Origin of the sequence: Variovorax sp. MHTC-1, assembly GCF_003984645.1 — a bacterium.
Classification (GTDB): domain Bacteria; phylum Pseudomonadota; class Gammaproteobacteria; order Burkholderiales; family Burkholderiaceae_C; genus Variovorax.
Genome location: NZ_RWKI01000006.1, coordinates 20,916 through 45,517, shown reverse-complemented (window position 1 = coordinate 45,517; position 24,602 = coordinate 20,916). Strand labels below are relative to the sequence as shown.

Sequence of the window (24,602 nt, the reverse complement as noted above, 5' to 3'; positions counted from 1 at the left end):
CGGCGCTAGCGTACCCGCATGCCGGGCGTTGCGCCACTCGTCGGCTCGAGCACGTAGATGCCGGGCTGGGCCTTCTCGTCCGCATGACTGGCGGCCAGCACCATGCCTTCCGAGATGCCGAACTTCATCTTGCGCGGCGCCAGATTGGCGACCAGCACCGTGAGCTTGCCGACCAGTTGCTCGGGCTCGTAGGCCGAGGCGATGCCGGAGAAGACGTTGCGGGTCCTGCCCTCGCCGGCGTCCAGCGTCAGGTGCAGCAGCTTGGTCGAGCCTTCGACCTTCTGGCAGGCCACGATCTTCGCGATGCGCAGGTCGATCTTCGCGAAGTCGTCGATCGTGATGGTGGGCGCAATGCCTTCGCCACCGGGAAGGACCGTGGCGGGCGCGGCTTCCGGCGCCGGCTCGGGCGGCTCGAACAGCTGGTCGAGCTGCTTGGTATCGACGCGCTGCATCAGATGCTTGTACTCGCCGATCGGGTGGCCCGAAGCCAAGGGCGCATGGACGTCGCTCCATCCGAGCGCATCGATCTTCAGAAACTCTTCGACCTTGCCTGCGAGCTCCGGCAGAACGGGCTTCAGGTAAAGCGTGAGCAGGCGGAAGGCCTCGATGCAGGCCGAGCAGACGTCGTGCAGCCGCGCCTCTTGCCCTGCCTGCTTGGCGAGCTCCCACGGCTTGTTGGCATCGACATACGCATTCACGTGGTCTGCCAGCGCCATGATCTCGCGCAGCGTCCTTGCGAAGTCGCGGTTGTCGTAGAGGGCGCGAATATTCTCTGCCTCCAGACGCAGCACCTCCAGCACATGCAGGCCGTCGCTGCTGACGGAGCCCAGCTGGCCGCCGAAGCGCTTGGCGATGAAGCCGGCCGCGCGGCTCGCGATATTGATGTACTTGCCGATCAGGTCGGCGTTCACGCGCGCGATGAAGTCGTCGGGATTGAAGTCGACATCTTCGACCTTGGCATTGAGCTTGGCCGCGATGTAGTAGCGCAGCCATTCGGGATTCATGCCGATCGAGAGGTACTTGAGCGGGTCGATGCCGGTGCCGCGGCTCTTGCTCATCTTCTCGCCCGAGACGGTGATGAAGCCGTGCACGTTGACCTGGCTCGGCGTCTTGCGGCCGCTGAACTGCAGCATCGCGGGCCAGAAGAGCGTGTGGAAGTAGACGATGTCCTTGCCGATGAAGTGCACCTGCTCCACCGCCGGGTCGGCGACGAACTCGTCGAAGCTTTGCGAGGTGCGCGAAGCCTCGTGCCAGTGGGCCGCGGCCTGGCCCTTGTCGAAATGGTTCTTCAGGCTCGCAAGGTAGCCCACGGGCGCGTCGAGCCAGACATAGAAGTACTTGCCCGGCGCATCGGGAATCTCGATGCCGAAGTAGGGCGCCTCGCGCGAGATGTCCCAGTCAGCCATGCCGGCCTCGAACCACTCGCTGGCCTTCCGGGCCATCTCGGGCTGCAGCTTGCCGTCCTGCGTCCATGTCTTCAGGAAGTCGACCACCTTCGGATCGGAGAGCTTGAAGAAGAAGTGCTCGGAGCTGCGCAGCTCGGGCGTCGCGCCGGTGAGTGTCGAATAGGGGTTGATCAGCTCGGTCGGCGAGTAGACGCTGCTGCACACCTCGCAGGCGTCGCCGTACTGGTCCTTGGCGTGGCACACCGGGCATTCGCCCTTGATGTAGCGGTCGGGCAGGAACATGCCCTTCACCGGATCGTAGAACTGCTCGATGGTGCGCGCGGCGATCATGCCGGCCGCCTTGAGCTTCTTGTAGATGCCTTGCGCGAGGTCGGTGTTCTCGGCGCTGTCTGTCGAGTGCCAGTTGTCGAAGCGGATGTGGAAGCCGTCGAGGTATTCCTTGCGTCCGGCGGCGATCTCGCCGACGAATTCCTGCGGCGTCTTGCCGGCCTTCTCGGCCGCGATCATGATCGGCGCGCCATGCGCGTCGTCGGCACCCACGAAGTGCACCATGTGGCCCTGCATGCGCTGGAACCGCACCCAGATGTCGGCCTGGATGTATTCCATGATGTGGCCGACGTGGAACTTGCCGTTGGCATACGGCAGGGCGGTGGTGACGAAGAGCTTGCGCTGGGACATCGGTAGGGGCGCTTTCTGGGGAACGGGGAGCCGGCGGGGGGAGGGGCATTTTAGGCGGGCAGGGCCTGCTGATAGATTCCGCGGGACATGAAGCACGCCGTCTTCTTCCGCAATCTCAACCTGGGCCGGCCGAACTGCCCGACCCGGGCGCAGTTCGAAGCGGCCTTCCTGGCGGCCGGCGCCGTGTCCGCTTCTTCCTTCCTGACCAACGGCACGCTGGTCTTCGAAGCGCGAAACAAGACCCAGGCGCGCAAGCTGCTGGCGCAGGCCTGCGACGCGCTCGCCGCCGAATGCGGTCTACGCGAGCCGGCCTTCCTGCGCAGCGTGGACCACCTGGCCGAACTCGTCGCCCTCGATCCCTTCGCCGCCGTGGACCGCGGCAGCGTCTACGAGATCTGCGTGAGTTTCCTCGATGCGAAACGCAGCGCGCTGCCCGCGCTGCCGCTGGTCTCGAAGCGCCAGGACGTCGAAGTCCTTCACGCCACCGAGGGCGAAGCCTTCAGCATCAGCCGTGTGGTCGGCAACACGCCGGGCAGTCCGAACGCCTTTCTCGAAAAACTGCTGGGCGCGCGGGCGAGCACGCGGGCCTGGAACACGGTCGTGCGGCTGGTCGACAAGCACGCGTAAGCTTCTGCGCCACAACCGCCACTGCCATGACTCCGACCCTCCCCACCCTCTCCCTGATCGAAACCCGCGCGCTCGGCGTCCTGGCCGAGAAGCAGCGCACCGTGCCCGACAGCTATCCGCTGACCCTCAACGCGCTGGTGGCCGGCTGCAACCAGAAGACCAGCCGCAACCCGCTGATGGAAGCCACGGACACCGACGTGCAGGCCGCGCTCGACAGCCTCAAGGGCTACAGCCTGGTCATGGAGACGAGCGGCGGGCGCGTCTCGCGCTACGAGCACAACATCGAGCGGGTGCTGCGCGTGCCCTCGCAGTCGGCCATTCTGCTGACGGTGCTGATGCTGCGCGGGCCGCAGACCGCCGGCGAGCTGCGCATCGCCTGCGAGCGCATGCACAACTTCGCCGACATCTCCTCGGTCGAGGCCTTTCTCGACGAACTGGCAGCCCGGCCGGCCGGCGCGCTGGTGGTGAAGATGCCGCGCCTGCCCGGCGCGCGCGAGAGCCGCTGGGCGCACCTGCTCGCCGGCGAGCCGCCCGAGAGCACGCCGGAGACCCGCACCGCGAGCGGTCCGCAAGACGCCTCGCTCGGCGAAGTGGCCGCGCTGAAGCTCAACGTGGCACGGCTCGAGGCGGAGGTCGCTGCATTGAAGACGCTGACGGCGCGGATCTGCTCGGAGCTCGGCATCGCCAACGACGGCTGATCAGGCCGAGGCGATGCAAGTCGCGCAGCTGGAGTCCGACGGCGCGCATGGCTTTCGCGTGCCCTGAACGGGCGCCGCAACGCGGCGGACTAGACTATCTCCATTAGGAGTTACCAATGGCAGTTACCCAGGCGGCGCTCTCAGAAGCGCTCAAGACCGTTCTCGACCCCAACACGGGCAAGGACTTCGTCAGCACCAAGGCGCTGAAAAACCTGCAGATCCACGAGGGCGACGTCTCCTTCGACATCGAGCTCGGCTATCCGGCCAAGAGCCAGGTGCCGGCGATGCGCAAGGCGCTGGTGGCGGCGGCCAAGGGCGTGGCCGGCGTGGAGAACGTGTCGGTCAACATCGCGACCAAGGTCATCAGCCATGCCGTGCAGCGCGGCGTGCAGCTGATGCCCAACGTCAAGAACATCATCGCCGTGGCTTCGGGCAAGGGCGGCGTGGGCAAGAGCACCACCGCAGCCAACCTGGCGCTGGCGCTGGCGGCCGAGGGCGCCAGCGTCGGCCTGCTCGACGCCGACATCTACGGCCCGAGCCAGCCGATGATGCTGGGCATCGATCGCCGGCCCGAGAGCGAGGACGGCAAGACCATGGAGCCGCTGGAGAACCACGGCGTGCAGGTGATGTCGATCGGCTTCCTGGTCGACCAGGACGAAGCCATGATCTGGCGCGGCCCGATGGCCACGCAGGCGCTGGAGCAGCTCTTGCGCCAGACCAACTGGAAGGATCTCGACTACCTGATCGTCGACATGCCGCCCGGCACCGGCGACATCCAGCTCACGCTCTCGCAGCGCGTGCCGATGACCGGCGCGGTGATCGTGACCACGCCGCAGGACATCGCGCTGCTCGACGCCAAGAAGGGCATCAAGATGTTCGAGAAGGTCGGCGTGCCGATCCTCGGCATCGTCGAGAACATGGCGGTGCACGTGTGCTCGAACTGCGGCCACGTCGAGCACATCTTCGGCGCCGAAGGCGGCAAGAAGATGGCAGCGCAATACGACATGGACTATCTCGGCGCGCTGCCGCTGGACATCAACATCCGCCTGCAGGCCGACAGCGGCAAGCCGACAGTGGTGGCCGATCCCGATGGCGAGGTGGCCGGCATCTACAAGTCGGTCGCGCGCCGCGTGGCAGTCGGCATTGCCGAAAAGGCGAAGGACTTTTCCGCCAAGTTCCCGACCATCACGGTCAGCAAAAACACCTAGGCCAACGCGCGCGATGAACCTGCTCGCGTCCATGCGCTACCTCAGCGCGCTGCACGAGCACCGCCACTTCGGCCGCGCGGCACAGGCCTGCCACATCACGCAGCCGGCCTTGTCGAACGCGCTGCGTGCGCTGGAGGCCGAGTTCGGCGTGGTGATCGTCAAGCGCGGGCGGACCTATTCCGGGCTGACGCACGAGGGCGAGGCCGTGCTGGCCGCCGCGCATCGCATGCTGCACGAGAACGAGGTGCTGCAGCAGTTGCTCAAGAGCGAGGAAGACCGTCCGCGCGGCAACCTCCGCATGGCCGCGGTGCCGACCGCGATGCCGATGCTGGCGCGCTTCGCGGGACGGCTGCGGGCGCGCCATCCGGGCATCGTGCCGACCGTGCTGTCGATGAGCTCGCTCGAGCTCGAAACCGGGCTGGAGAACCTGTCGCTCGACCTGGCCCTCGGCTACACCGAGCGCATGCGAAGCGGCGAGGTCAAGCTCACGGCCTGGCCGCAGAGCATCGAACACTATTACTTGGTGCGCCGGTCGGCGAGCGCCGGCCAGCCGGCGCTGCAGTTCGGCGCGCCGATCGCCTGGGCCGAAGCGGGGCGGCTGCCCCTGTGCCTGTTGACACCGGAAATGCACAACCGCTCCATCGTCGACCAGGCCTTCGCCGACGCCGGCGTCTCGGTGAAGCCGGCCATCGAGACCAATTCGGTGCTGACGCTGGCGCTCAGCGTGAGCGCCGGGGACGTCTGCGCCGTGCTGCCCGGCGGCATGGTCGATGCCGTGCGCAGCCACGGCGAGCTCGAGGCGCTGCCGCTGGTAGCGCCCGAGGTGCGCACGCCGATCGGCTTCATGACGCAGACCGCCGTGCGGCCCTCGCGCGCCCTCGATGCGGCGCTGGCGCTGGTGCAGAGCCCGGCGTGGCAGCAAGAGGTCGCCGCGCACAGCGGGGCGCTGCGGGGCTAGCTTGGAGCCCGGCAGCGCCAGGCGCGCTGCATCATTTCTTATTTGAATCGCCCCATGTGCGGATTCAATTTGCCGAAAGCCGTCAGGAGCGCGACATTCGGGCCAGGCCGTGCCTTCGCGCGGCGACACAGTCCGTACCGACTGCCGAGGCAATGAACTACCCAGGCACCCAGAACGCCGTCCAGGCGATTCCGCTGGCTACCCCCGACCAGCTGCGCGAGCGCATCCGCCGCAAGAGCAAGCTCAAGGGGCGCCAGCCCGAGACCGAAGCGCTCGCGGAGGTACGCGCGCTCATCGGCCCGCGGCCCGATGACGGCTGGCGGCGCGACCTGCTGATCGAGCAGCTGCACCTGCTCAACGATGCGCACGGCGGTCTGCACGACCGCCACCTGGTGGCGCTGGCCTCGCTCATCAACGTTCCGATGGCCGAGATCTACGAGGTCGCGACCTTCTATCACCACTTCGAAGTCCTGCGCGGCGACGAGCAGGCACCTGGGCTCACGATCCGCGTGTGCGACGGCCTGGCCTGCGAGCTGGCCGGCGCGCAGGACCTGCTCGCGCGGCTGCCTGCGCTGCTGGGCGCGGCCGGCCGCGACGACGTGCGCGTGATCTCCGCGCCCTGCATCGGCCGCTGCGAGCAGGCGCCCGCCGCGGCGGTGCACCAGCGTGCCGTGCCGCTGGCAACCACCGACCGGCTGCTGCGGGCGCTGGACGCCAGGCCGGCAGCGCGCGAGACCTTTAATTTCGTGCCGGCGGCGCTGGCCGAGCAAAGCGTCTCGCCGCCGCCTGATGGCATTGCGGAAATCCCCGCCTTCACCGACTACGCCACCTACCGCGCCAACGGCGGCTATGCGCTCGCGGCCGCGCTGGTCAACGGCGAGCACGATGCCGAGGCCGTCATCAAGGCGATGGAAGACTCGGGCCTGCGCGGGCTCGGCGGTGCGGGTTTCCCGGCCGGGCGCAAGTGGCGCATCGTGCGCGAGCAGCCGGCGCCCCGGCTGATGGCGGTCAACATCGACGAGGGCGAGCCCGGCACCTTCAAGGACCGCACCTACCTCGAGCGCGATCCTCACCGCTTCCTCGAAGGACTGCTGGTGGCGGCGCAGGTGGTCGGTACCGAGGCCTGCTACATCTACCTGCGCGACGAATACCACGACTGCCGCCGGCTGCTCGAGGTCGAGCTGGCCAAGCTCAAGGCCGACCCGCCCTGCACCCTGCCGCGCATCGAGCTGCGGCGCGGCGCCGGCGCCTACATCTGCGGCGAGGAGTCCGCGATGATCGAGAGCATCGAGGGCAAGCGCGGCGAGCCGCGCATGCGTCCCCCCTACATCGCGCAGGTCGGCCTGTTCGGCCGGCCCACGCTCGAGCACAACTTCGAAACGCTCTACTGGGTGCGCGACATCGTCGAAAAAGGCCCGCAGTGGTTCAGCGGCTTCGGCCGCCATGGGCGCAAGGGCTTGCGCAGCTTCAGCGTCAGCGGGCGCGTCAAGAACCCCGGTGTCAAGCTCGCGCCGGCCGGCATCACGGTGCAGGAGCTGATCGACGAATACTGCGGCGGCATGCTCGACGGCCACACGCTCTACGCCTATCTGCCCGGCGGCGCCTCGGGCGGCATCCTGCCGGCCTCGATGAGCGACATCCCGCTGGATTTCGACACGTTGCAGCCCTACGGCTGCTTCATCGGCTCGGCCGCCGTGATGGTGCTGAGCCAGCACGATCGCGCACGCGATGCGGCGCTGAACATGATGCGTTTCTTCGAACACGAGAGCTGCGGCCAGTGCACGCCCTGCCGCGTCGGCACCGCCAAGGCGGCGGCGCTGATGCAGGCGCCGGTGTGGGACAACGCCACGCTGGAAGACCTCGCCGAGGTCATGGGGGACGCATCGATTTGCGGCCTCGGGCAGGCCGCGCCCAATCCGATCCGCTGCATCCAGAAGTACTTCCCCGAGGAGATCGCGTGAACGCTCCCACACGACTTGCCGAAGTGATCCCGCAGACCATCGAGTTCAAGCTCGACGGCCGCGCCGTCCAAGCCTTCGAAGGCGAGACCATTCTTCAGGCCGCGCAGCGCCATGGCGTCGATATCCCGCACCTTTGCTACAAGGAGGGCCTGCGCCCCGACGGCAATTGCCGCGCCTGCGTGGTGGAGGTGAAGGGCGAGCGCACCCTGGCGCCGAGCTGCTGCCGCAACGCGACGGCCGGCATGGAGGTGCAGGCCCACAGCGAGCGTGCGCTGAAGAGCCAGAAGATGGTGGTGGAGATGCTGCTGTCGGACATGCCGGACCGTGGCTACAAGTGGAATGACGACCAACCCACCCCCCCGGCTGCGGAAGTAGGCCAGCACGGCGAGCTCAGCGAATGGGCCGAGCGCCTCGGCATCGAGGTCCGCCCCGAACTCAAGGCCCTGCGTCGCGAGCAACCCAAGTCCGATGTCTCCCACCCGGCGATGGCCGTCAACCTCGACGCCTGCATCCAGTGCAACCGCTGCGTGCGGGCCTGCCGCGAGGAGCAGGTCAACGATGTGATCGGTTACGCGATGCGCGGCGAACATTCGAAGATCGTGTTCGACCTCGACGACCCGATGGGCGACAGCACCTGCGTGGCCTGCGGCGAATGCGTGCAGGCCTGCCCGACCGGCGCCTTGATGCCCAAGAGCCAGATCGGCTCGCAGCAGGTCGACCGCAAGGTCGATTCGGTCTGCCCCTTCTGCGGCGTGGGCTGCCTGATCACCTACAACGTGAAAGATGAAAAGATCGTCAGCGTCGACGGCCGCGACGGCCCGGCCAATCACAGCCGGCTGTGCGTCAAGGGCCGCTTCGGCTTCGACTATGCGCACCATCCGCAGCGCCTGACCAAGCCGCTGATCCGCAAGCCCGGCGTGCCCAAGGATCTCGGCGACGCACCGCGGCCCGGCGACTGGCAGGACGCTTTCCGCGAAGCCAGCTGGGAAGAGGCGCTCGCGCTCACCGCCGGCAAGCTCAAGGGCCTGCGCGACACGCACGGCAAGAAGGCGCTGGCCGGCTTCGGCTCGGCCAAGGGCAGCAACGAGGAGGCCTACCTGTTCCAGAAGCTGGTGCGCACCGGCTTCGGCAGCAACAACGTCGACCATTGCACGCGGCTGTGCCATGCCTCCAGCGTGGCGGCGCTGCTCGAAGGCGTGGGCTCGGGCGCGGTCAGCAACCAAGTCAACGATGTGGAGCACGCGGACCTGATCTTCGTCATCGGCTCCAACCCCACCGCCAACCATCCGGTGGCCGCCACCTGGATGAAGAACGCCGCCAAGCGCGGCGCCAAGATCGTGCTGGCCGACCCGCGCGTCACCGATATCGGCAAGCACGCCTGGCGCACCTTGCAGTTCAAGGCCGACACCGATGTCGCCATGCTCAATGCGCTGATCCACGCCGTGATCGACGAAGGCCTGGTCGACGAGGCCTTCGTGCGCGAGCGCGCCAGCAACTTCGAGGCGCTGCGCGAGAACGTCAAGGGCTACAGCCCCGAGGCGATGGCGCCGATCTGCGGCATCCCGGCCGAGACGCTGCGCGAAGTGGCGCGGGCCTTCGCCAAGGCGAAGGGCGCGATGGTTCTGTGGGGCATGGGCATCAGCCAGCACGTGCACGGCACCGACAACGCGCGCTGCCTGATCGCGCTGGTCACGGTCACCGGCCAGATCGGCAAGCCGGGCTCCGGCCTGCATCCGCTGCGCGGCCAGAACAACGTGCAGGGCGCGAGCGATGCGGGGCTGATCCCGATGATGTTCCCCAACTACCAGCGCGTCGACAACCCCGGCGTGCACGCGTGGTTCGAGAACTTCTGGGGCATGCCGCTGGACGAGAAGCCGGGCTACACGGTGGTCGAGATCATGCACAAGGCGCTGGCGCCGGACAGCGATCCGCACAAGATCCGCGGCATGTACATCATGGGCGAGAACCCCGCGATGAGCGACCCCGATCTCAACCACGCACGCCATGCGCTCGCGAGCCTGGAACACCTGGTGGTGCAGGACATCTTCATGACCGAGACCGCCTGGCTCGCCGACGTGGTGCTGCCCGCCACCGCCTGGCCAGAGAAGACCGGCACGGTGAGCAACACCGACCGGATGGTGCAGCTCGGCAAGAAGGCGCTCAACCCGCCCGGCGATGCGAAGCCCGATCTCTGGATCATCCAGCAGATCGCCAAGCGCATGGACTTGCAATGGAACTACGAAGGCGAGGAGTCCGGCGTGGCCGCCGTCTATGAAGAAATGCGCCAGGCCATGCATGCCGTCATCAGCGGCATCACCTGGGACCGGCTGCAGCGCGAGTCGAGCGTGACCTACCCCTGTCTCAGCGCGGACGACCCTGGCCAGCCGACCGTCTTCATCGACGATTTCCCGACCGCCGACGGCCGTGTGAAGCTGGTGCCCGCCGACATCATCCCGGCCGACGAGCGGCCCGATGCCGAGTACCCCTTCGTGCTGATCACCGGCCGGCAGCTGGAGCACTGGCACACCGGCAGCATGACGCGCCGCGCGACCGTGCTCGATGCGCTGGAGCCGATGGCCACGGCGTCGATGAACCAGGGCGACCTGGAAACCCTGGGACTGCAGGCGGGCGACGTGGTCACGATCCGTTCGCGCCGCGGCGAGGTGACGATCCACGTGCGCCGCGACGATGGCACCCCGAACGGCGCGGTGTTCGTGCCCTTCGCCTACTACGAGGCGGCGGCCAACCTGATGACCAACGCGGCGCTCGATCCGATGGGCAAGATCCCGGAGTTCAAGTACTGCGCGGTGCAGGTGCTGCGCGGCGGTACGCCGGTGGCGGCGGCGGGCTATGGAACCGGGGCGGTAGCGACGGGGGAAGCGGCGACGGCGCACTGAGAAGCGGCACCGTGATGTGACATTTTTGGCATATTCGACGTCTTTCTGACGTCGCAGGGCGCGCCGCGGGTATGCATGCCAGGTGCGGCCCTGCGCGAGGACCTCGGCGCAATTGACTGGCATATATGTTGCTGGCTGTAACTTTTCCAGCACTCACAGCGCCAAGTCAAACGTGGATCAGCCAGAAAACGACAACGACATTTCTTTGGACCGCCGCCTCTTCTGCGTGGGTGCGGTGAGCTTTGCGGCCCTCGGAGCCGCGGGCTGTGGAGACGGCGGAAGCGGCGGATTCGGCAGCGCCGGCGCGCTCGGCAGCACGCAACAGAATGCGGCGACTTCGACGGCCACGTCCACCGGAGTCTCTGCGACCGAGCCTGTCGCCAACTCGACCTCGACCTCGCAAGCGCGAAAGTTCACGCATCCCGGCCTGCTGCACACTGAGGCCGATTTCGAACGCATGCGACTGAAGGTCGCGGCCGGCGCGCAGCCTTGGCTGAGCGGCTGGAATGCGCTGATCTCCAATGGCCGCTCCCAGCTCGGCGCCGCCCCGCGTCCGCTGGCCATCGTGATCCGCGGCGGCGAAGACTCGAACTTCGCCCAGATGTACATCGACATCGCGCGCGCCTATCAATTGGCATTGCGCTGGAAGGTCTCGGGCGACGCGCGCTATGCCGATCTCGCGGTGGTGTTCCTGAACGCATGGTCCTCGACCCTGACCGCGATCCACGGCAACGCGGACCGCTTCCTGGCCGCCGGCATCTATGGCTACCAATTCGCGAACGCGGCCGAGATCATGCGCTCCTACGCAGGCTGGGCGGCGAGCGATCTGGCGCGCTTCCAGAACATGATGCTCACGGTGTTCTACCCGCTCAACCACAGCTTCCTCGTCAACCACAACGGTGCCCAGATCACCAACTACTGGGCCAACTGGGACCAGTGCGCACTGGCGTCGATGCTGGCCATCGGCGTGCTGTGCGACCGGCAAGACATCTACGACGAGGCCCTGAGCTACTACAAGTCCGGCCAAGGTAACGGCGCGGGCCTGCAGGCGGTCTACCACGTGCATCCGGGCTATCTCGGCCAATGGCAGGAGAGCGGCCGCGACCAGGGGCACTGCACGCTCGGCATCGGTCTGGCGGGTGCATTCTGCGAGATGGCGTGGAACCAGGGTGACGACGTCTACGGCTACGAGAACAACCGTTTCCTCGCCGGCGCCGAGTACGTGGCGAAGTCCAACCTGCGCGATGCGACCAGCGCCTTCTACACGGTGCCCTTCTTCACCAACATCAACAGGCAGGGCACCCAGTCCGTGCTGTCGACGGGCGGGCAGGGGCACCAGCGCGTGGTCTGGGAGAGCGTGTACAACCACTACGCCAACCGCCTCGGCATCGCGACGCCCTATGCGGCGATGCAGGCGGCCCAACTGCGCCCCGAGCGGGACGGCGGCAATGGCGATCAACTCGGTTTCGGGACCCTGACCTTCTCGCGCGACCCCATCGCGACGCGCGGGCGACCAAGCGGCCTGACGGCGCGGGTGCGCGGGCCGCAGGTGCTGCTGTCGTGGTGGGGCTGCACGGACGCGCTGAGCTACACGGTCAAGCGCGCGGCCAGCGCGGGCGGCCCCTACACCACGATCGCCGCCGGCATCACCGACACGCTGACATTCATGGACGGCACCGTCATCCCCGGCGCCGTGTACTACTACGCGATCGTTGCGGTGAATGCGGCAGGGGAGAGCGCGGCATCGAACGAGGTGCGGGCGGCGATCAAGCCCGAGCTGCTGCTGCAGAAGAAGACCGACGACGGCGCCAACGGCCACGCCACGCTCGCCGCGGGCCTGGTGAAGGATCTCGGCGACTTCACGATCGCGGCGAAGGTGTACCTGGACGGCGCCGCCACCTGGTCGCGCGTCTTCGACTTCGGCTCCGGCCCGCGCCGCTACATGATGCTGACGCCGCGCAGCAATGCCGGCACGGTCCGCTATGCGATCTCCACGGTCCACGGCTACAACGAGCAGGTGATCGACGGCAGCGCGGCGCTGCCGGCCGGCCGCTGGGTACATGTGGCGGTGACCCTGTCCGGCCATCTCGGCACGCTGTACGTCGACGGCCTCGCGGTGGGCACGAACACGCAGATGACGCTGGCGCCCGTCGATCTCGGCGAGACCACGCAGAACTGGCTCGGGCGCTCCCAGTTCACGGCGGATCCGGCGCTGGCGGGACGCGTGGACGACTTCCGGCTCTATCACGGCGCCTTGAGCGCGGCGGAGATCGCAGCGTTGGTCTAGGGTTAACCCTTGAGGTTCAGTTACAGTAAGTGACTACTCGTTACACGAAACTGAAGTCACCTACCTCCATGGACAACCCGATCCCGCGTCGAGATGCAATCAAACGCTTTGCCGCCGTCAGCGCCGCGCTGGCACTTCCGGCGTGGGCCCAACCCGCGCGCATTGTGCTCGGGCAATCGGCCGCATTCAGCGGCCCGGCCGAGCAGCTGGGCATCCAGATGAACAAGGGCGCGCGCATCTTCTTCGATGCGCTCAATGCCTCCGGCGGCATCCACGGCCGCAGCATCGAATTGCGCACGCTCGATGACGGCTACGAGCCCGAGCGCTGCAAGGCGAACACCGACAAGCTCATCAAGGACGATGTCTTCGCGCTCTTCGGCTACGTCGGCACGCCCACCTGCCTCGCAGCGATGCCGCTGGTGGACGCGGCGAAGATGCCGTTCTTCGGCCCGTTCACCGGCGCCGAGGCCCTGCGCGAGCCCTTCCGCAAGACGGTGTTCCACGTCCGTGCCTCCTACTACGACGAGACCGCGCTGATCGTGAAGCAGCTCACCTCGCTGGGCCTGCGCAAGATCGCCGTGTTCCACCAGAACGATGCCTACGGCCAGGCCGGGCTGGACGGCGTGAAGCGTGCGCTCAAGCCCCTTGCCCTGGAGCCCGTGGCCGTGGGCAAGGTCGAGCGCAATTCGGTGAACGTGGCGCAGGCGGTGAAGGACATCACGGCCGCGGCCCCCACGGCCGTGGTGCAGATCGGCGCCTACAAGGCCTGCGCGGCCTTCATCCGCGAGGCGCGCAAGGCCGGCTACGGCGGCACCTTCTTCAACGTGTCCTTCGTCGGCACCGAGGCATTGGGCGACGAGCTCGGCAAGGAAGCCCGCGGCATCATGGTGAGCCAGGTGATGCCCTCGCCGTTCTCGACCAACACGCCGATCTCGCGCGAATACCTGGAGGCGGCGCGCAAGGCCGGCCCCGACGCCAAGCCCAACTATTCGAGCATGGAAGGTTATGTGGCCGCCAAGGTGCTGGCCGAGGGACTTCGCCGCGCCGGCCGGGCGCCGACGCGCGATGCTCTGGTCGCCGGCCTGGAGTCGATCCAGAACTTCGACTTCGGCGGCTTCCGCGTGGACTTCAGCGCTCGCAATCACGCGGCATCGAGCTACGTCGACCTGTCGATGCTGACGCAGGACGGCAAGGTCCGCATTTGAGCTTGCAAGACGGCCGGGCCGGCGCGAGACCCCGCTTGCGTGTCGCCGGCGGTGCATCGGCTATCGTCCGCCGCATGGATCCATCCGAAACCCCATCCGAGGGCGCACACCCTGGTCTCGCCGTGGCGGTCGTGATGCGGCGCGAGCGGCTCCACGGCCCGTCGAGCCACTGGCAGCCCTGGCGCTGGACGCTCGACGAAGTGGTGCCCGACGAGCCGGGCTTTGGCGACGCGCCGCGCCTCTTGCGCGACGACGAGGGCGCGCAGCGCTGGCTGCACCCGGGCTTCCAGGTCGAATTGTTTCGCGATGAAGCAGAGGGCTACCAACTCAACGCGACGACGCCCGCGCCCTGCTGGTTCGTGATGTGGCGCATGGAAGAAGAAGCGAGCCTCGCGCCGGAGCCGATCGCGCGGCCGTTGACGGTGACGCTGAGCTACAACGAAGCGGGGCGCTGGCTCGATGCGCAGGAGAACGTCGAGCAAGTGCCGGCGCCCGAGGAGGTGGTCGAGTGGCTGCGCGCCTTCGTCGAGGAACACCACGTAGTCGAGCCGAAGCGCCGCAAGCGGCCGGAGAGCTTCAAGCCGCTGGTCGACCGCTTCGGCAATGCGGCCAGCGTGTCGACCGAGAAGAAGCGCGGCCGGGGAGCGGGCGATGTCTGAGAGCTTCTTCGACCGCTGGTCGCGGCGCAAGCAGCAGGTGCGCGAAGGGGAGGTGCCGCCGCCGGAGCCGGTAGCGGCTGTGCCGGTTGAACCGCCTGCACTGGTTGAGACGCCCAGCCCCCATCCCAACCTGTCGCCGGAGGGGGAAGGAGAAATACCGCCGCCGCCCACGCTGGCTGATGCCGAAGCGTTGACCATCGACTCCGACTTCAAGCCTTTCGTCGCGAAGAACGTCGCGCCCGAGGTCAAGAACGCCGCCTTCAAGAAGCTGTTCGCCGATCCGCATTTCAATGTGATGGACGGGCTGGACACCTACATCGACGACTACTCCCAGTCGACCCCGGTGCCCGAGAGCGTGCTGCGCCAGATGGCGAGCGCGAAGTTCCTGAACCTGTTCGAGGAAGAAGAATCGAAAGAAGACCCTGAGGCCCACGCACCTCCGGACGTGGCACAGTCGATGCCTGCCGAGGAAGTTCCCAGCCCGCCGGTTGCCGATGCGCAGCCAGCCAGCCAAGAGACCGATGACCACCACGCTGATCTGCGACTGCAACAAGACGATGCCCCTCGAGCCGAAGACGCTCGGGACCGCACTGGCTGAGACCCTGCCACTCCATTCGGCACTGTGCCGGCGCGAGGCGCCGGCCTTCCAGCGCGCCATCCAGTCCGGCGACGAGGTGGTGGTGGCCTGCACGCAGGAGAAGCGCCTGTTCGGCGAGCTCGCGCAGCAGACCCCGGATGCGGTGTCGCCGATCCGCTTCGTCAATATCCGCGAAACCGGCGGCTGGAGCCGCGATGCGAAGAGCGCGATGCCGAAGATCGCCGCACTGCTCGCCGCCGCCAGCCTGCCCGAGCCTGATCCCGTGTCGACCGTCGGCTATGCGAGCCAGGGCCGCTTGCTGATCGTCGGCGCGCTCGACGAGGCGGAGAAGGCGGCCGCACTGGTCGGCGACACGCTGGACGTCACGATCTTTTCGCAGGGCCCCGGCGCTGCCGGCGGCGCGCAGGAACGCCGCTGGCCGGTGATCGCGGGCCGCATCGATTCGCTCGCGGGGTGGCTCGGCGCCTTCAAGCTGCAGTGGACGCGCGACAACGCGATCGACCTCGACCTCTGCACGCGCTGCAACGCCTGCCTCGCCGTCTGCCCGGAGCAGGCCATCGGCCTCGACTACCAGATCGACAATACCAAGTGCACATCGCACCGCGACTGCGAGCGCGCCTGCACGGTGGCCGGCGCGATCGATTTCAGCCGCGCGCCCGCGCAACTCGACGGCGCCTTCGACCTGGTGCTCGACCTCGGCGCCGCGCCGCTCATCGACTGGCATGCGCCGCCGCAGGGCTACTTCCACCTGGCCGGCGGCCTCGCGCATGCGCAGGGCCTGCAAACCCTGCTGCGCCTGCGCGAGCTGGTCGGCGAGTTCGAGAAGCCGAAGTTCTTCGACTACAAGCAGAAGCTCTGCGCGCACAGCCGCAACGAAGTGGTGGGCTGCAACGCCTGCATCGATGTCTGTTCAGCGCACGCGGTGACGAGCGACAAGGCGCGCCAGCGCATCGTCGTCAACCCGAACCTCTGCGTCGGCTGTGGCGCCTGCACCACAGTGTGCCCGACGGGCGCGCTCGGCTACACCTATCCGCGCACGCCCGACCAAGGCCTGAAGCTGCGCACGCTGCTCACGACCTATGCCAGCGCCGGCGGGCGCGATGCCGCGCTGTTGCTGCACAGCCAGGAAGGCGGGCAGGCGCTGGTCGAGCGGCTCGGACGCGAGGCGCAGCTCGGCCGCGCGCTGGGCGCGCCCGCGAACGTGATCCCGGTCGCCCTCTGGCATGCGGCGAGCACCGGCATCGACCTCTGGCTCAGCGCGATCGCCTTCGGCGCTTCGCAGGTGGCAGTGCTCGCGACCGGCGAGGAAGCGCCGGACTACCGCGATGCCCTGCAGAAGCAGATGGCGATCGCGCAGGCGTTGCTGCTGGGGCTGGGCTACACCGGCAGCCACTTCCGGCTGATCGAGGCGGCGACGCCCGCGGCCCTCGATGCCGCGCTGGCCGCCTTGCGCGACACGCGCCAGCAGCGGCCTGCCACGGCGGCGCGCTTCGCGGTCGGCACCGAAAAGCGCAGCACGCTGGAACTCGCGCTCGACCACCTGATCGACGCGGCTCCGGCGCTCAAGGCGGCGCCCGAAGCGCCGCTCGCGATTCCGCTGCCCGCCGGCTCGCCCTTCGGCACGATCGAGGTCGACAAGAACAAGTGCACGATGTGCCTGGCCTGCGTCAGCGCCTGCCCGGCCAGCGCGCTGCAGGACAACCCCAACGCGCCGCAGCTGCGCTTCGTCGAGAAGAACTGCGTGCAGTGCGGTCTCTGCGCCACCACCTGCCCCGAGGACGCGATCTCGCTGGTGCCGCGGCTGCTGGTCGCGGCCGAGCGCAAGCAGCCGGTGGTGCTCAACGAAGCGAAGCCGTGGAGCTGCGTCCGCTGCGGCAAGCCCTTCGGCACGCAGAAGGCGATCGAGTCCATGCTCGGCAAGCTCGCAGGCCACGCAATGTTCCAGGGCGAGGCGCTCGAGCGCCTCAAGATGTGCAGCGACTGCCGGGTCATCGACCTGTACAGCGCGCAGAACGAGATGAAGATCACGCAGTTATGAGCGACAGTTTTCCGGTTTCCTCTGCCCTCGACGAAGAACTTGCGCGCGCCGAGCTCTATGGGCTGCTCGCGCGGCTCTGGTATGCGGCGCCCGATGCCGAACTGCTGGGCGCCTTCCAGGTCGCGCCGACCGAGGCGCCGGCCGCCGGCGCCTTTCTCGAGGAGCCCTGGCGGCAGCTCGTGGGCGTGGCGCGCGGCATCGACGCCCCCGCGGCGAAGAGCGAGTACGACGCGCTGTTCGGCGGCATCGGCAAGCCCGAGATCTACCTGTTCGGCTCGCACTACCTGAGCGGCTTTCTCAACGACAAGCCGCTTGCCCACTTGCGCACCGATCTCGACCGGCTGGGCCTGGCGCGCGAGCAGGCGGTCTCCGAGACCGAGGACCACATTGCCTGCCTGTTCGAAGTGATGCGCTACCTGATCGCCGGCGAGGACGTTGCCGTCGCCAATCTCACGCAGCAGCAGGCCTTCTTTTCGACCCATGTGCAGCCATGGCTGCCGGCGATGTGCGATGCGGTGGCGCAACACCCGAAAGCGAACTTCTATGCCGCGCTGGCCGTGCTGACGCGCGCCTTCGGGGACGTCGAAGCGCAGGGCTTCGACATGCTTAGCTGAGTCTGAGAGAAATAGATTTCCGAAATATCAGGGTCTCGACTAGTATCCAAATATATGTAACTGGTTTCATATCTGATTCCAGCCAGCCACTCCTGGAGTAATTGATGCAGGACAGCCAATCCACCGGCCCCAAGCCGGGGTCCCGTCGGGGATTCTTCTTCAGCGCCGCCACTGTCGGCGCAGCCGCAGCAGCCGTCACGGTGCTGCCCAAGGTCGCCCCGGAGCCTGCCGCCCCGGCCGCCGCCGCTCTCAAGCCCGCGCCCGAGAAGGGGGGCGGCTACACCCTGAGCGAACACGTCAAGCATTACTACAAGACCACTTCGGCCTGAGGACGTACCCCACCATGTTGTTGACCCGGAAAGCGACCGGCACTGCGCGTGACAGTGCCTCTTCCCATTCCTCTTCTTCCTCCTCGCCCTTCGTCCATAGTCTGCGGCGCGGCCTCGCCAATGCCTTGCCGACCATGGACCGGCGCGCCTTCCTGCGGCGCTCTGGGCTGGGTGTCGGCGTGGGCCTGGCTGCCGGCCAGCTCGCGCTGATGCGCAAGGCCGAAGCCGCCGGGGACGGCACGCCGGCCGCGGTCGGCGCCGGCAAGGTCGAAATCAAGCGCACGGTCTGTACGCACTGCTCGGTCGGGTGCGCCTCGGACGCGGTGGTCGAGAACGGCGTCTGGGTGCGGCAGGAGCCGGTGTTCGATTCGCCGCTCAACCTGGGCGCGCATTGCGCCAAGGGCGCGGCGCTGCGCGAGCACGGCCACGGAGAGTACCGGCTGCGTTATCCGATGAAGCTGGTGAACGGCAAGTACGAGCGCATCAGCTGGGACACGGCGCTCGACGAGATCACCGCCAAGCTCAAGAACCTGCGCCAGGCCAGCGGTCCCGATTCGATCTACTGGATCGGCTCCAGCAAGCACAGCAACGAGCAGAGCTACCTGATGCGCAAGTTCGTGAGCCTCTTCGGCAGCAACAACTGCGACCACCAGGCGCGCATCTGCCACTCGACCACGGTCGCCGGCGTGGCGAACACATGGGGCTACGGCGCCATGACCAATTCGTACAACGACATGCGCAACTCGAAGGTTGCGCTCTATATCGGCTCGAACGCGGCCGAGGCCCATCCGGTGAGCATGCTGCACATGCTGCATGCCAAGGAAAACGGCTGCAAGATGATCGTGGTCGATCCGCGATTCACGCGTACCGCAGCCAAGGCCGACGAGTACGTGCGCATCCGCTCGGGCTCCGACATCGCCTTCCTCTTCGGCATCCTGCACCACATCTTCAAGAACGGCTGGGAAGACAAGAAGTACATCAACGACCGCGTCTTCGGCATGGAGGAGGTGCGCGCCGACGTGCTTGCCAAGTGGACACCCGACAAGGTCGAGGAAGTCTGCGGCGTCAAGGAAGCGCAAGTGCTCAAGGTCGCGACCTGGCTCAACGAGAACCGCCCCGGCACCATCGTCTGGTGCATGGGCCAGACCCAGCACACCATCGGCAACGCGATCGTGCGCGCCTCGTGCATCCTGCAGCTGGCGCTGGGCAACGTAGGCAAGTCGGGCGGCGGCACCAACATCTTCCGCGGCCACGACAACGTGCAAGGCGCCACCGACGTCGGTCCCAATCCCGACTCGTTGCCCGGCTACTACGGCCTGGCCGAAGGCTCGTGGAAGCATTTCGCCGCCACCTGGGGCGTGGACTTCGAGTGGATCAAGAAGCAGTTCGCTTCGCCCGCGATGATGAGCAAGCCGGGCCTCACCGTTTCGCGCTGGATCGACGGCGTGCTCGAGAAGAATGAGCTGATCGATCAGGATTCGAATCTGCGCGGCGTCTTCTATTGGGGCCACGCGCCCAACTCGCAGACCCGCGGCCTCGAGATGAAGCGCGCCATGGACAAGCTGGACCTGCTGGTGGTGGTGGACCCGTACCCCTCGGCCACCGCGGCGATGGCCGCGATGCCGGGCCGGGCCGAAGACCAGAACGCGAATCGCGCTGTCTATCTGCTGCCGGCCTGCACCCAGTTCGAGACCAGCGGCTCCGTCACCGCCTCGAACCGCTCGCTGCAATGGCGCGAGAAGGTGATCGAGCCGCTGTGGGAAAGCCGCAGCGACCACATGATCATGCAGCAGTTCGCCGATCGGCTCGGCTTCGGCAAGGAACTGAGCAAGAACTACAAGATGCAGAAGGTCAAGGGCATGGACGAGCCCGTGCCGGACGACATCCTGCGCGAGATCAACAAGTGCTGCTGGACCATCGGCTACACCGGCCAGAGCCCGGAGCGGCTGCAGGCCCACATGCGCAACATGCACGCCTTCGACGTGCGCACGCTGCGCGCCAAGTCGGGCAAGGACAAGATCAACGGCTACGACCTCGCGGGCGACTACTTCGGACTGCCATGGCCCTGCTACGGCACGCCGGAGCTCAAGCATCCGGGCAGCGCGAACCTCTACGACACGACCCGGCATGTGATGGACGGCGGCGGCAACTTCCGCGCGAACTTCGGCGTCGAGCGCAACGGCAAGAACCTGCTGGCCGAGGACGGCTCGCATTCGCTGGGCGCCGAGATCACCACCGGCTATCCGGAATTCGACCACCTGCTGCTCAAGAAGCTCGGCTGGTGGGACGAACTCACGGCGGAAGAGAAACCCAAGGCCGAGGGCAAGAACTGGAAGACCGACAGCTCGGGCGGCATCATCCGCGTGGCCATGAAGAACCACGGCTGCCATCCCTTCGGCAATGCCAAGGCGCGCGCGCTGGTGTGGAACTTCCCCGACGCCATCCCGCAGCACCGCGAGCCGCTCTACGGCACGCGGCCGGACCTGATGGCCAAGTACCCGACGCACGACGACAAGATGGCCTTCTGGCGCCTGCCCACGCTCTACAAGAGCGTGCAGCAGAAGAACATCGCCGACAAGGTGGCCGAGAAGTTCCCCTTCATCATGACCTCGGGCCGGCTGGTCGAGTACGAGGGCGGCGGCGAGGAAACCCGCTCCAACCCGTGGCTCGCCGAGCTGCAGCAGGAGATGTTCATCGAGATCAATCCGAAGGCGGCGGCCGCGAAGAACATCCGCAACGGCGAGCGCGCTTGGGTCCATACGCCTACCGGCGCCAAGCTCAACGTGCAGGCGCTGGTCACCGAGCGCGTGGCGCCCGACACGGTGTTCATGCCCTTCCACTTCTCCGGCCACTGGCAGGGGGCGGACATGCTCGCCTACTACCCCAAGGGCGCGGCGCCGGTGGTGCGCGGCGAGGCGATCAACACCTCGACCACCTACGGCTACGACAGCGTGACCATGATGCAAGAGACCAAGACCACGGTCTGCAATATTGAAAAGGCCTAAGGAAATCCCATGGCAAGAATGAAGTTCGTCTGCGATTCCGAGCGCTGCATCGAGTGCAACGGTTGCGTCACGGCCTGCAAGAACGAGAACGAGGTACCGTGGGGTGTGAACCGCCGCCGCGTGGTGACGCTCAACGACGGCGTGCCGGGCGAAAAGTCGATCTCGGTGGCCTGCATGCACTGCTCCGACGCGCCCTGCATGGCGGTGTGTCCGGTGCAATGCTTCTACCGCACCGAAGAAGGCGTGGTGCTGCACGACAAGGACGTCTGCATCGGCTGCGGCTACTGCTCCTATGCCTGCCCCTTCGGTGCGCCGCAGTTTCCCGCGCAAGGCACCTTCGGTGCGCGCGGCAAGATGGACAAGTGCACCTTCTGCGCCGGCGGCCCCGAAGCCAACGGCTCGCAGGCCGAGTTCGAGAAGTACGGACGCAACCGCCTGGCCGAGGGGAAGCTCCCGGCCTGCGCCGAGATGTGCTCGACCAAGGCACTGCTCGCCGGCGACGGCGATGTGGTGGCCGACATCTTCCGCACCCGCGTGCTGCATCGCGGCAAGGGCGCCGAAGTCTGGGGCTGGGGCACGGCCTATGGCTCGCAGCAGGCCGGCACGCCGAACAACGGAGGCACGAAATGAAGCGCGCGCTGGCATTGACCATGGCGCTCGGCTCGGCCGCGGTGCTGCTGGCGGCCTGCGGCGAGAAGCCGCAGACCAACGCGCAAGGCGTCAAGTACGATGCCGCGCCCTGGACCGGTACCAGTACCGGAACCCAGCAGAACACGGACGCGGGCACGGTATTCACCGCTGCTGGCTGGAAGGTGGGCGACAAGAACGCCTGGCAGCAGCAGCTCAAGACGCGCACGCAGAACGGCCAGAACGACTACGTCAGAAACTGAGCGGAAGGAAGGCTGCATGAAAAAGGCTCTTCTGAACGCCCTGGTCCTTATGGCTGCGCTGGTTGCCGGCCCGGCCCTGGCCCAGGCTGCGAACCCGGCCGCCGGTGGCGCGGTCGCTCAGCCGCCTGCCGCCGCTGCGGCTCCGCAGCAGCAGGCCGGCGGCATCAAAAGCCAGAACATCTTCGAGGTCAAGCCCGAGGCGAGCGCCGATCCCAACTACCTGAACCAGAGCAATGCCGAGCGCAACAAGGTGCAGCCCGGCAACAACGCGCCGATGTGGCGGCAGGTGGGCGAGGGCGTCACAGGCTACAGCAGCCTGCCGCGTGCGCAGGCGCCCGAGGCCGGCAACCTGATCCAGCCCTTCGTGCAGTACCCGGGCTCGCGCTACACCAACGCCGGCGAAGCATGGCGCCAGGTGCGCAACAACTGGATCATTCCGTACGGCGCGGCGCTGCTCTTCGTGGTGCTGCTGGCGATCGCGATCTTCTACTTCACGCGCGGCGCGATCGGCCTGCACGGCACGGAAACCGGCCGCAAGATCGAGCGCTTCACGCCCTTCGAACGTGCCACCCACTGGTCAAATGCCACCGCCTTCGTCGTGCTTGCAGTCTCGGGTCTCGTGATGGCTTTCGGTCAGTTCTTCCTGCTGCCGGTGATAGGCCACGCGTTGTTCGGCTGGCTGACTTACGCGCTGAAGACCGTGCACAACTTCGTCGGCCCGCTGTTCGTCGTCACGCTGATCCTGATGTTCATCACCTTCGTGCGCGACAACTTCCCGACGAGGGCGGACCTCAAGTGGCTGGCCCACTTCGGCGGCTTGTTCGGCGGCAGGGAAGTGCCTTCCCACCGCTTCAATGCCGGCGAGAAGGTGGTGTTCTGGGGCGGCATTCTCGTGCTCGGCAGCATCGTGGCCGGCTCGGGCCTGTTCCTCGACAAGCTGCTGCCGGGCTTCGTCTACACGCGAGGCGAGATGCAGATCGCGCACATGATCCACGCGGTGGCCACGCTGCTCATGATGGCGATGATCATGGGCCACATCTACATCGGCACGCTGGGCATGAAGGGCGCCTACAGCGCCATGCGCCACGGCTATGTGGACGAGACCTGGGCCCGCGAACATCACGAGCTCTGGTACGACGACGTTGCTGCCGGCAAGATTCCCGTCCAGCGCAGCGCCGAGGCCTCGGCCGCCGCGCCCGCGAAGACCGTTCGGGTCGAAGGAAGCCCCTCATGAAGAAAATGCTGACCGTTTGCGGCCTGGCCCTGGGCCTGGCCGCCGCCTCCACCGCGTTCGCCAAGCTGCCGGCGCCGCCGTCCACGCCCGAGGCCAAGCTCAAGGCTGCGGAGACTGCGGCCAGGACCGCATGGACCGGCAAGGTCGAGGCCTACAAGCTGTGCCAGGTGCAGGACCAGGTTGCAGCCAGGTACCGCGCCAGTGCGGCAGCGGCCGGCAAGCAGCTGTCGCCGGGACCGGCGCTGCCTGCGTGCGCCGATCCTGGCCCCTTCGCCTTCACGCCGCCTCAGGACAAGCCGATCGAGGCGTCGGGCGCGCATTCGCCGGCCGGCAACGCCTCGTCGCCGCCGAGCACCAACCAGCCCGCAGCGGCCGTCAATCCCACGCCGAAGCAGTGACGCGCGCCTTGCCGCTTCCGCGCCTGACCTCGGCCCGCGCCGAGCTCACGCGCGAAGTGGAGGTCGTCGACGAGCACGGAGAACGCGGGGTCGTGTCGATCCCGGCCGAGCGCGACCTGACGGTCTACGTCGATCGCCGCGAACTCGTCACGCTGATGACGCTGGGCGCCCAGCCCGAGCTGCTGGTGCTGGGCTACCTGCTGAACCAGCGGCTCATCGAGTCGGCGGCCGACGTCGAATCGATCACCGTCGATTGGGAGGTGGGCGCGGCCGCTGTGAAGACCCATGCCGGCATCGACCGCATCGAGGAACGCACCGCCAAGAAGGTGGTGACCACCGGCTGCGGCCAGGGCAGCGTGTTCGGCGAGCTGATGGCCGGCATCGACAAGCTGGAGCTGCCCGGCACGCGCATGCGGCAGGCGCAGCTCTATGCGCTCGTCAACGTGATCCGGCTCCAGGAGAGCACCTACAAGTCGGCCGGTTCGGTGCATGGCTGCGCGCTGTTTACGCTCGGCGTCGGCGACAGCGACGAAGCGCACATGCAATGCTTCGTCGAGGATGTAGGCCGCCACAACGCGATCGACACCATCGCCGGCTGGATCGCGATGCAGCCCGCAGAAAGGCTCGCGGGCGGCCGCGTGTTCTACACCACCGGGCGCCTCACCAGCGAGATGGTGATCAAGTCGGCCCAGATGGGCGTGGCCATCGTGGTCTCGCGCAGCGGCATCACGCAGATGGGCCACGAGGTCGCGATGCGCGTCGGCCTCTGTGCGATCGGCCGTGCGACCAACAAGCGCTTCGTCTGCTATGCGGGGGCCGAGCGGCTGGTGCTGCAGCCGGAGCTCGCCGGCGCCCGCCTCACGAGCGCCGCCTAAGCCCCTCGGTTTGGCCGGGCGCGGCAGCTCGGCTATC

General features: G+C 67.4%; 20 protein-coding genes. 19 read left to right on the top strand and 1 reads right to left on the bottom strand.

The window, feature by feature from the left end:
* Positions 1-5 precede the first annotated feature (5 nt).
* Entirely contained in the window at positions 6-2,084 is a 2,079-nt protein-coding gene (gene metG, locus EJI01_RS11975) for a methionine--tRNA ligase (RefSeq protein WP_126837350.1), read from the bottom strand.
* Between the two features lie 87 nt (positions 2,085-2,171).
* Here metG and EJI01_RS11970 point away from each other — a divergent pair, with 87 nt between their 5' ends.
* From EJI01_RS11970 to EJI01_RS11880, 19 genes are all read left to right on the top strand, one after another.
* On the top strand, positions 2,172-2,711 hold the full coding sequence (locus EJI01_RS11970; protein WP_126837349.1) for a DUF1697 domain-containing protein: 540 nt from the start codon (positions 2,172-2,174) through the stop codon (positions 2,709-2,711).
* Between the two features lie 26 nt (positions 2,712-2,737).
* A complete protein-coding gene (locus tag EJI01_RS11965) occupies positions 2,738-3,409 on the top strand; it encodes a YceH family protein (RefSeq protein WP_126837348.1) in 672 nt (223 codons plus the stop codon).
* Between the two features lie 116 nt (positions 3,410-3,525).
* A complete protein-coding gene (gene apbC / locus EJI01_RS11960; protein ID WP_126837347.1) occupies positions 3,526-4,617 on the top strand; it encodes an iron-sulfur cluster carrier protein ApbC in 1,092 nt (363 codons plus the stop codon).
* A gap of 13 nt (positions 4,618-4,630) precedes the next feature.
* A complete protein-coding gene (locus EJI01_RS11955) occupies positions 4,631-5,575 on the top strand; it encodes a LysR family transcriptional regulator (protein WP_126837346.1) in 945 nt (314 codons plus the stop codon).
* 152 nt (positions 5,576-5,727) lie between these two features.
* Complete coding sequence (locus EJI01_RS11950) at positions 5,728-7,536, top strand: NADH-ubiquinone oxidoreductase-F iron-sulfur binding region domain-containing protein (RefSeq protein ID WP_126837345.1); 1,809 nt, start codon at positions 5,728-5,730, stop codon at positions 7,534-7,536.
* Positions 7,533-10,433 (top strand): formate dehydrogenase subunit alpha, encoded by a 2,901-nt coding sequence (gene fdhF / locus EJI01_RS11945; protein WP_126837344.1) that lies wholly within the window; start codon positions 7,533-7,535, stop codon positions 10,431-10,433. The genes EJI01_RS11950 and fdhF overlap by 4 nt, the downstream gene beginning before the upstream one ends.
* A 172-nt stretch (positions 10,434-10,605) precedes the next feature.
* Positions 10,606-12,720 carry a LamG-like jellyroll fold domain-containing protein gene (locus EJI01_RS11940; protein ID WP_126837343.1) on the top strand — a complete coding sequence of 705 codons (2,115 nt, stop codon included), beginning with the start codon at positions 10,606-10,608 and terminating at the stop codon, positions 12,718-12,720.
* Between the two features lie 68 nt (positions 12,721-12,788).
* Entirely contained in the window at positions 12,789-13,925 is a 1,137-nt protein-coding gene (locus EJI01_RS11935; RefSeq protein ID WP_126837342.1) for an ABC transporter substrate-binding protein, read from the top strand.
* 74 nt (positions 13,926-13,999) lie between these two features.
* Positions 14,000-14,584, top strand: a complete 585-nt coding sequence (locus EJI01_RS11930) for a DUF3305 domain-containing protein (protein WP_126837341.1) — start codon at positions 14,000-14,002, stop codon at positions 14,582-14,584.
* A complete protein-coding gene (locus tag EJI01_RS11925; protein ID WP_126837340.1) occupies positions 14,577-15,182 on the top strand; it encodes a DUF3306 domain-containing protein in 606 nt (201 codons plus the stop codon). Before EJI01_RS11930 ends, EJI01_RS11925 begins: the two co-directional genes overlap by 8 nt.
* On the top strand, positions 15,142-17,220 hold the full coding sequence (locus EJI01_RS11920) for a 4Fe-4S dicluster domain-containing protein (protein ID WP_126837687.1): 2,079 nt from the start codon (positions 15,142-15,144) through the stop codon (positions 17,218-17,220). Before EJI01_RS11925 ends, EJI01_RS11920 begins: the two co-directional genes overlap by 41 nt.
* Positions 17,217-17,834, top strand: a complete 618-nt coding sequence (locus EJI01_RS11915; RefSeq protein ID WP_126837339.1) for a molecular chaperone — start codon at positions 17,217-17,219, stop codon at positions 17,832-17,834. Before EJI01_RS11920 ends, EJI01_RS11915 begins: the two co-directional genes overlap by 4 nt.
* A gap of 104 nt (positions 17,835-17,938) precedes the next feature.
* Positions 17,939-18,163, top strand: a complete 225-nt coding sequence (locus EJI01_RS11910) for a formate dehydrogenase (protein ID WP_126837338.1) — start codon at positions 17,939-17,941, stop codon at positions 18,161-18,163.
* A 14-nt stretch (positions 18,164-18,177) separates the two neighbouring features.
* Positions 18,178-21,168, top strand: coding sequence for a formate dehydrogenase subunit alpha (locus EJI01_RS11905; RefSeq protein ID WP_126837337.1), 2,991 nt, complete (start codon positions 18,178-18,180; stop codon positions 21,166-21,168).
* Between the two features lie 9 nt (positions 21,169-21,177).
* A complete protein-coding gene (gene fdh3B, locus EJI01_RS11900; RefSeq protein WP_126837336.1) occupies positions 21,178-21,798 on the top strand; it encodes a formate dehydrogenase FDH3 subunit beta in 621 nt (206 codons plus the stop codon).
* A complete protein-coding gene (locus tag EJI01_RS11895; RefSeq protein ID WP_126837335.1) occupies positions 21,795-22,058 on the top strand; it encodes a hypothetical protein in 264 nt (87 codons plus the stop codon). Before fdh3B ends, EJI01_RS11895 begins: the two co-directional genes overlap by 4 nt.
* A gap of 16 nt (positions 22,059-22,074) precedes the next feature.
* Complete coding sequence (locus EJI01_RS11890) at positions 22,075-23,292, top strand: formate dehydrogenase subunit gamma (RefSeq protein WP_126837334.1); 1,218 nt, start codon at positions 22,075-22,077, stop codon at positions 23,290-23,292.
* Positions 23,289-23,690 carry a hypothetical protein gene (locus EJI01_RS11885; RefSeq protein ID WP_126837333.1) on the top strand — a complete coding sequence of 134 codons (402 nt, stop codon included), beginning with the start codon at positions 23,289-23,291 and terminating at the stop codon, positions 23,688-23,690. Before EJI01_RS11890 ends, EJI01_RS11885 begins: the two co-directional genes overlap by 4 nt.
* Positions 23,687-24,565, top strand: a complete 879-nt coding sequence (locus tag EJI01_RS11880) for a formate dehydrogenase accessory sulfurtransferase FdhD (protein ID WP_126837332.1) — start codon at positions 23,687-23,689, stop codon at positions 24,563-24,565. The genes EJI01_RS11885 and EJI01_RS11880 overlap by 4 nt, the downstream gene beginning before the upstream one ends.
* Positions 24,566-24,602: the final 37 nt, after the last annotated feature.

Bases quoted from the DNA above. Each gene is read 5' to 3' on its own strand.
- metG (WP_126837350.1), bottom strand. From the start codon at position 2,084: ATGTCCCAGCGCAAGCTCTTCGTCACCACCGCCCTGCCGTATGCCAAC.
- EJI01_RS11970 (WP_126837349.1), top strand. From the start codon at position 2,172: ATGAAGCACGCCGTCTTCTTCCGCAATCTCAACCTGGGCCGGCCGAAC.
- EJI01_RS11965 (WP_126837348.1), top strand. From the start codon at position 2,738: ATGACTCCGACCCTCCCCACCCTCTCCCTGATCGAAACCCGCGCGCTC.
- apbC (WP_126837347.1), top strand. From the start codon at position 3,526: ATGGCAGTTACCCAGGCGGCGCTCTCAGAAGCGCTCAAGACCGTTCTC.
- EJI01_RS11955 (WP_126837346.1), top strand. From the start codon at position 4,631: ATGAACCTGCTCGCGTCCATGCGCTACCTCAGCGCGCTGCACGAGCAC.
- EJI01_RS11950 (WP_126837345.1), top strand. From the start codon at position 5,728: ATGAACTACCCAGGCACCCAGAACGCCGTCCAGGCGATTCCGCTGGCT.
- EJI01_RS11935 (WP_126837342.1), top strand. From the start codon at position 12,789: ATGGACAACCCGATCCCGCGTCGAGATGCAATCAAACGCTTTGCCGCC.
- EJI01_RS11930 (WP_126837341.1), top strand. From the start codon at position 14,000: ATGGATCCATCCGAAACCCCATCCGAGGGCGCACACCCTGGTCTCGCC.
- EJI01_RS11925 (WP_126837340.1), top strand. From the start codon at position 14,577: ATGTCTGAGAGCTTCTTCGACCGCTGGTCGCGGCGCAAGCAGCAGGTG.
- EJI01_RS11920 (WP_126837687.1), top strand. From the start codon at position 15,142: ATGCCCCTCGAGCCGAAGACGCTCGGGACCGCACTGGCTGAGACCCTG.
- EJI01_RS11915 (WP_126837339.1), top strand. From the start codon at position 17,217: ATGAGCGACAGTTTTCCGGTTTCCTCTGCCCTCGACGAAGAACTTGCG.
- EJI01_RS11910 (WP_126837338.1), top strand. From the start codon at position 17,939: ATGCAGGACAGCCAATCCACCGGCCCCAAGCCGGGGTCCCGTCGGGGA.
- EJI01_RS11905 (WP_126837337.1), top strand. From the start codon at position 18,178: ATGTTGTTGACCCGGAAAGCGACCGGCACTGCGCGTGACAGTGCCTCT.
- fdh3B (WP_126837336.1), top strand. From the start codon at position 21,178: ATGGCAAGAATGAAGTTCGTCTGCGATTCCGAGCGCTGCATCGAGTGC.
- EJI01_RS11895 (WP_126837335.1), top strand. From the start codon at position 21,795: ATGAAGCGCGCGCTGGCATTGACCATGGCGCTCGGCTCGGCCGCGGTG.
- EJI01_RS11890 (WP_126837334.1), top strand. From the start codon at position 22,075: ATGAAAAAGGCTCTTCTGAACGCCCTGGTCCTTATGGCTGCGCTGGTT.
- EJI01_RS11885 (WP_126837333.1), top strand. From the start codon at position 23,289: ATGAAGAAAATGCTGACCGTTTGCGGCCTGGCCCTGGGCCTGGCCGCC.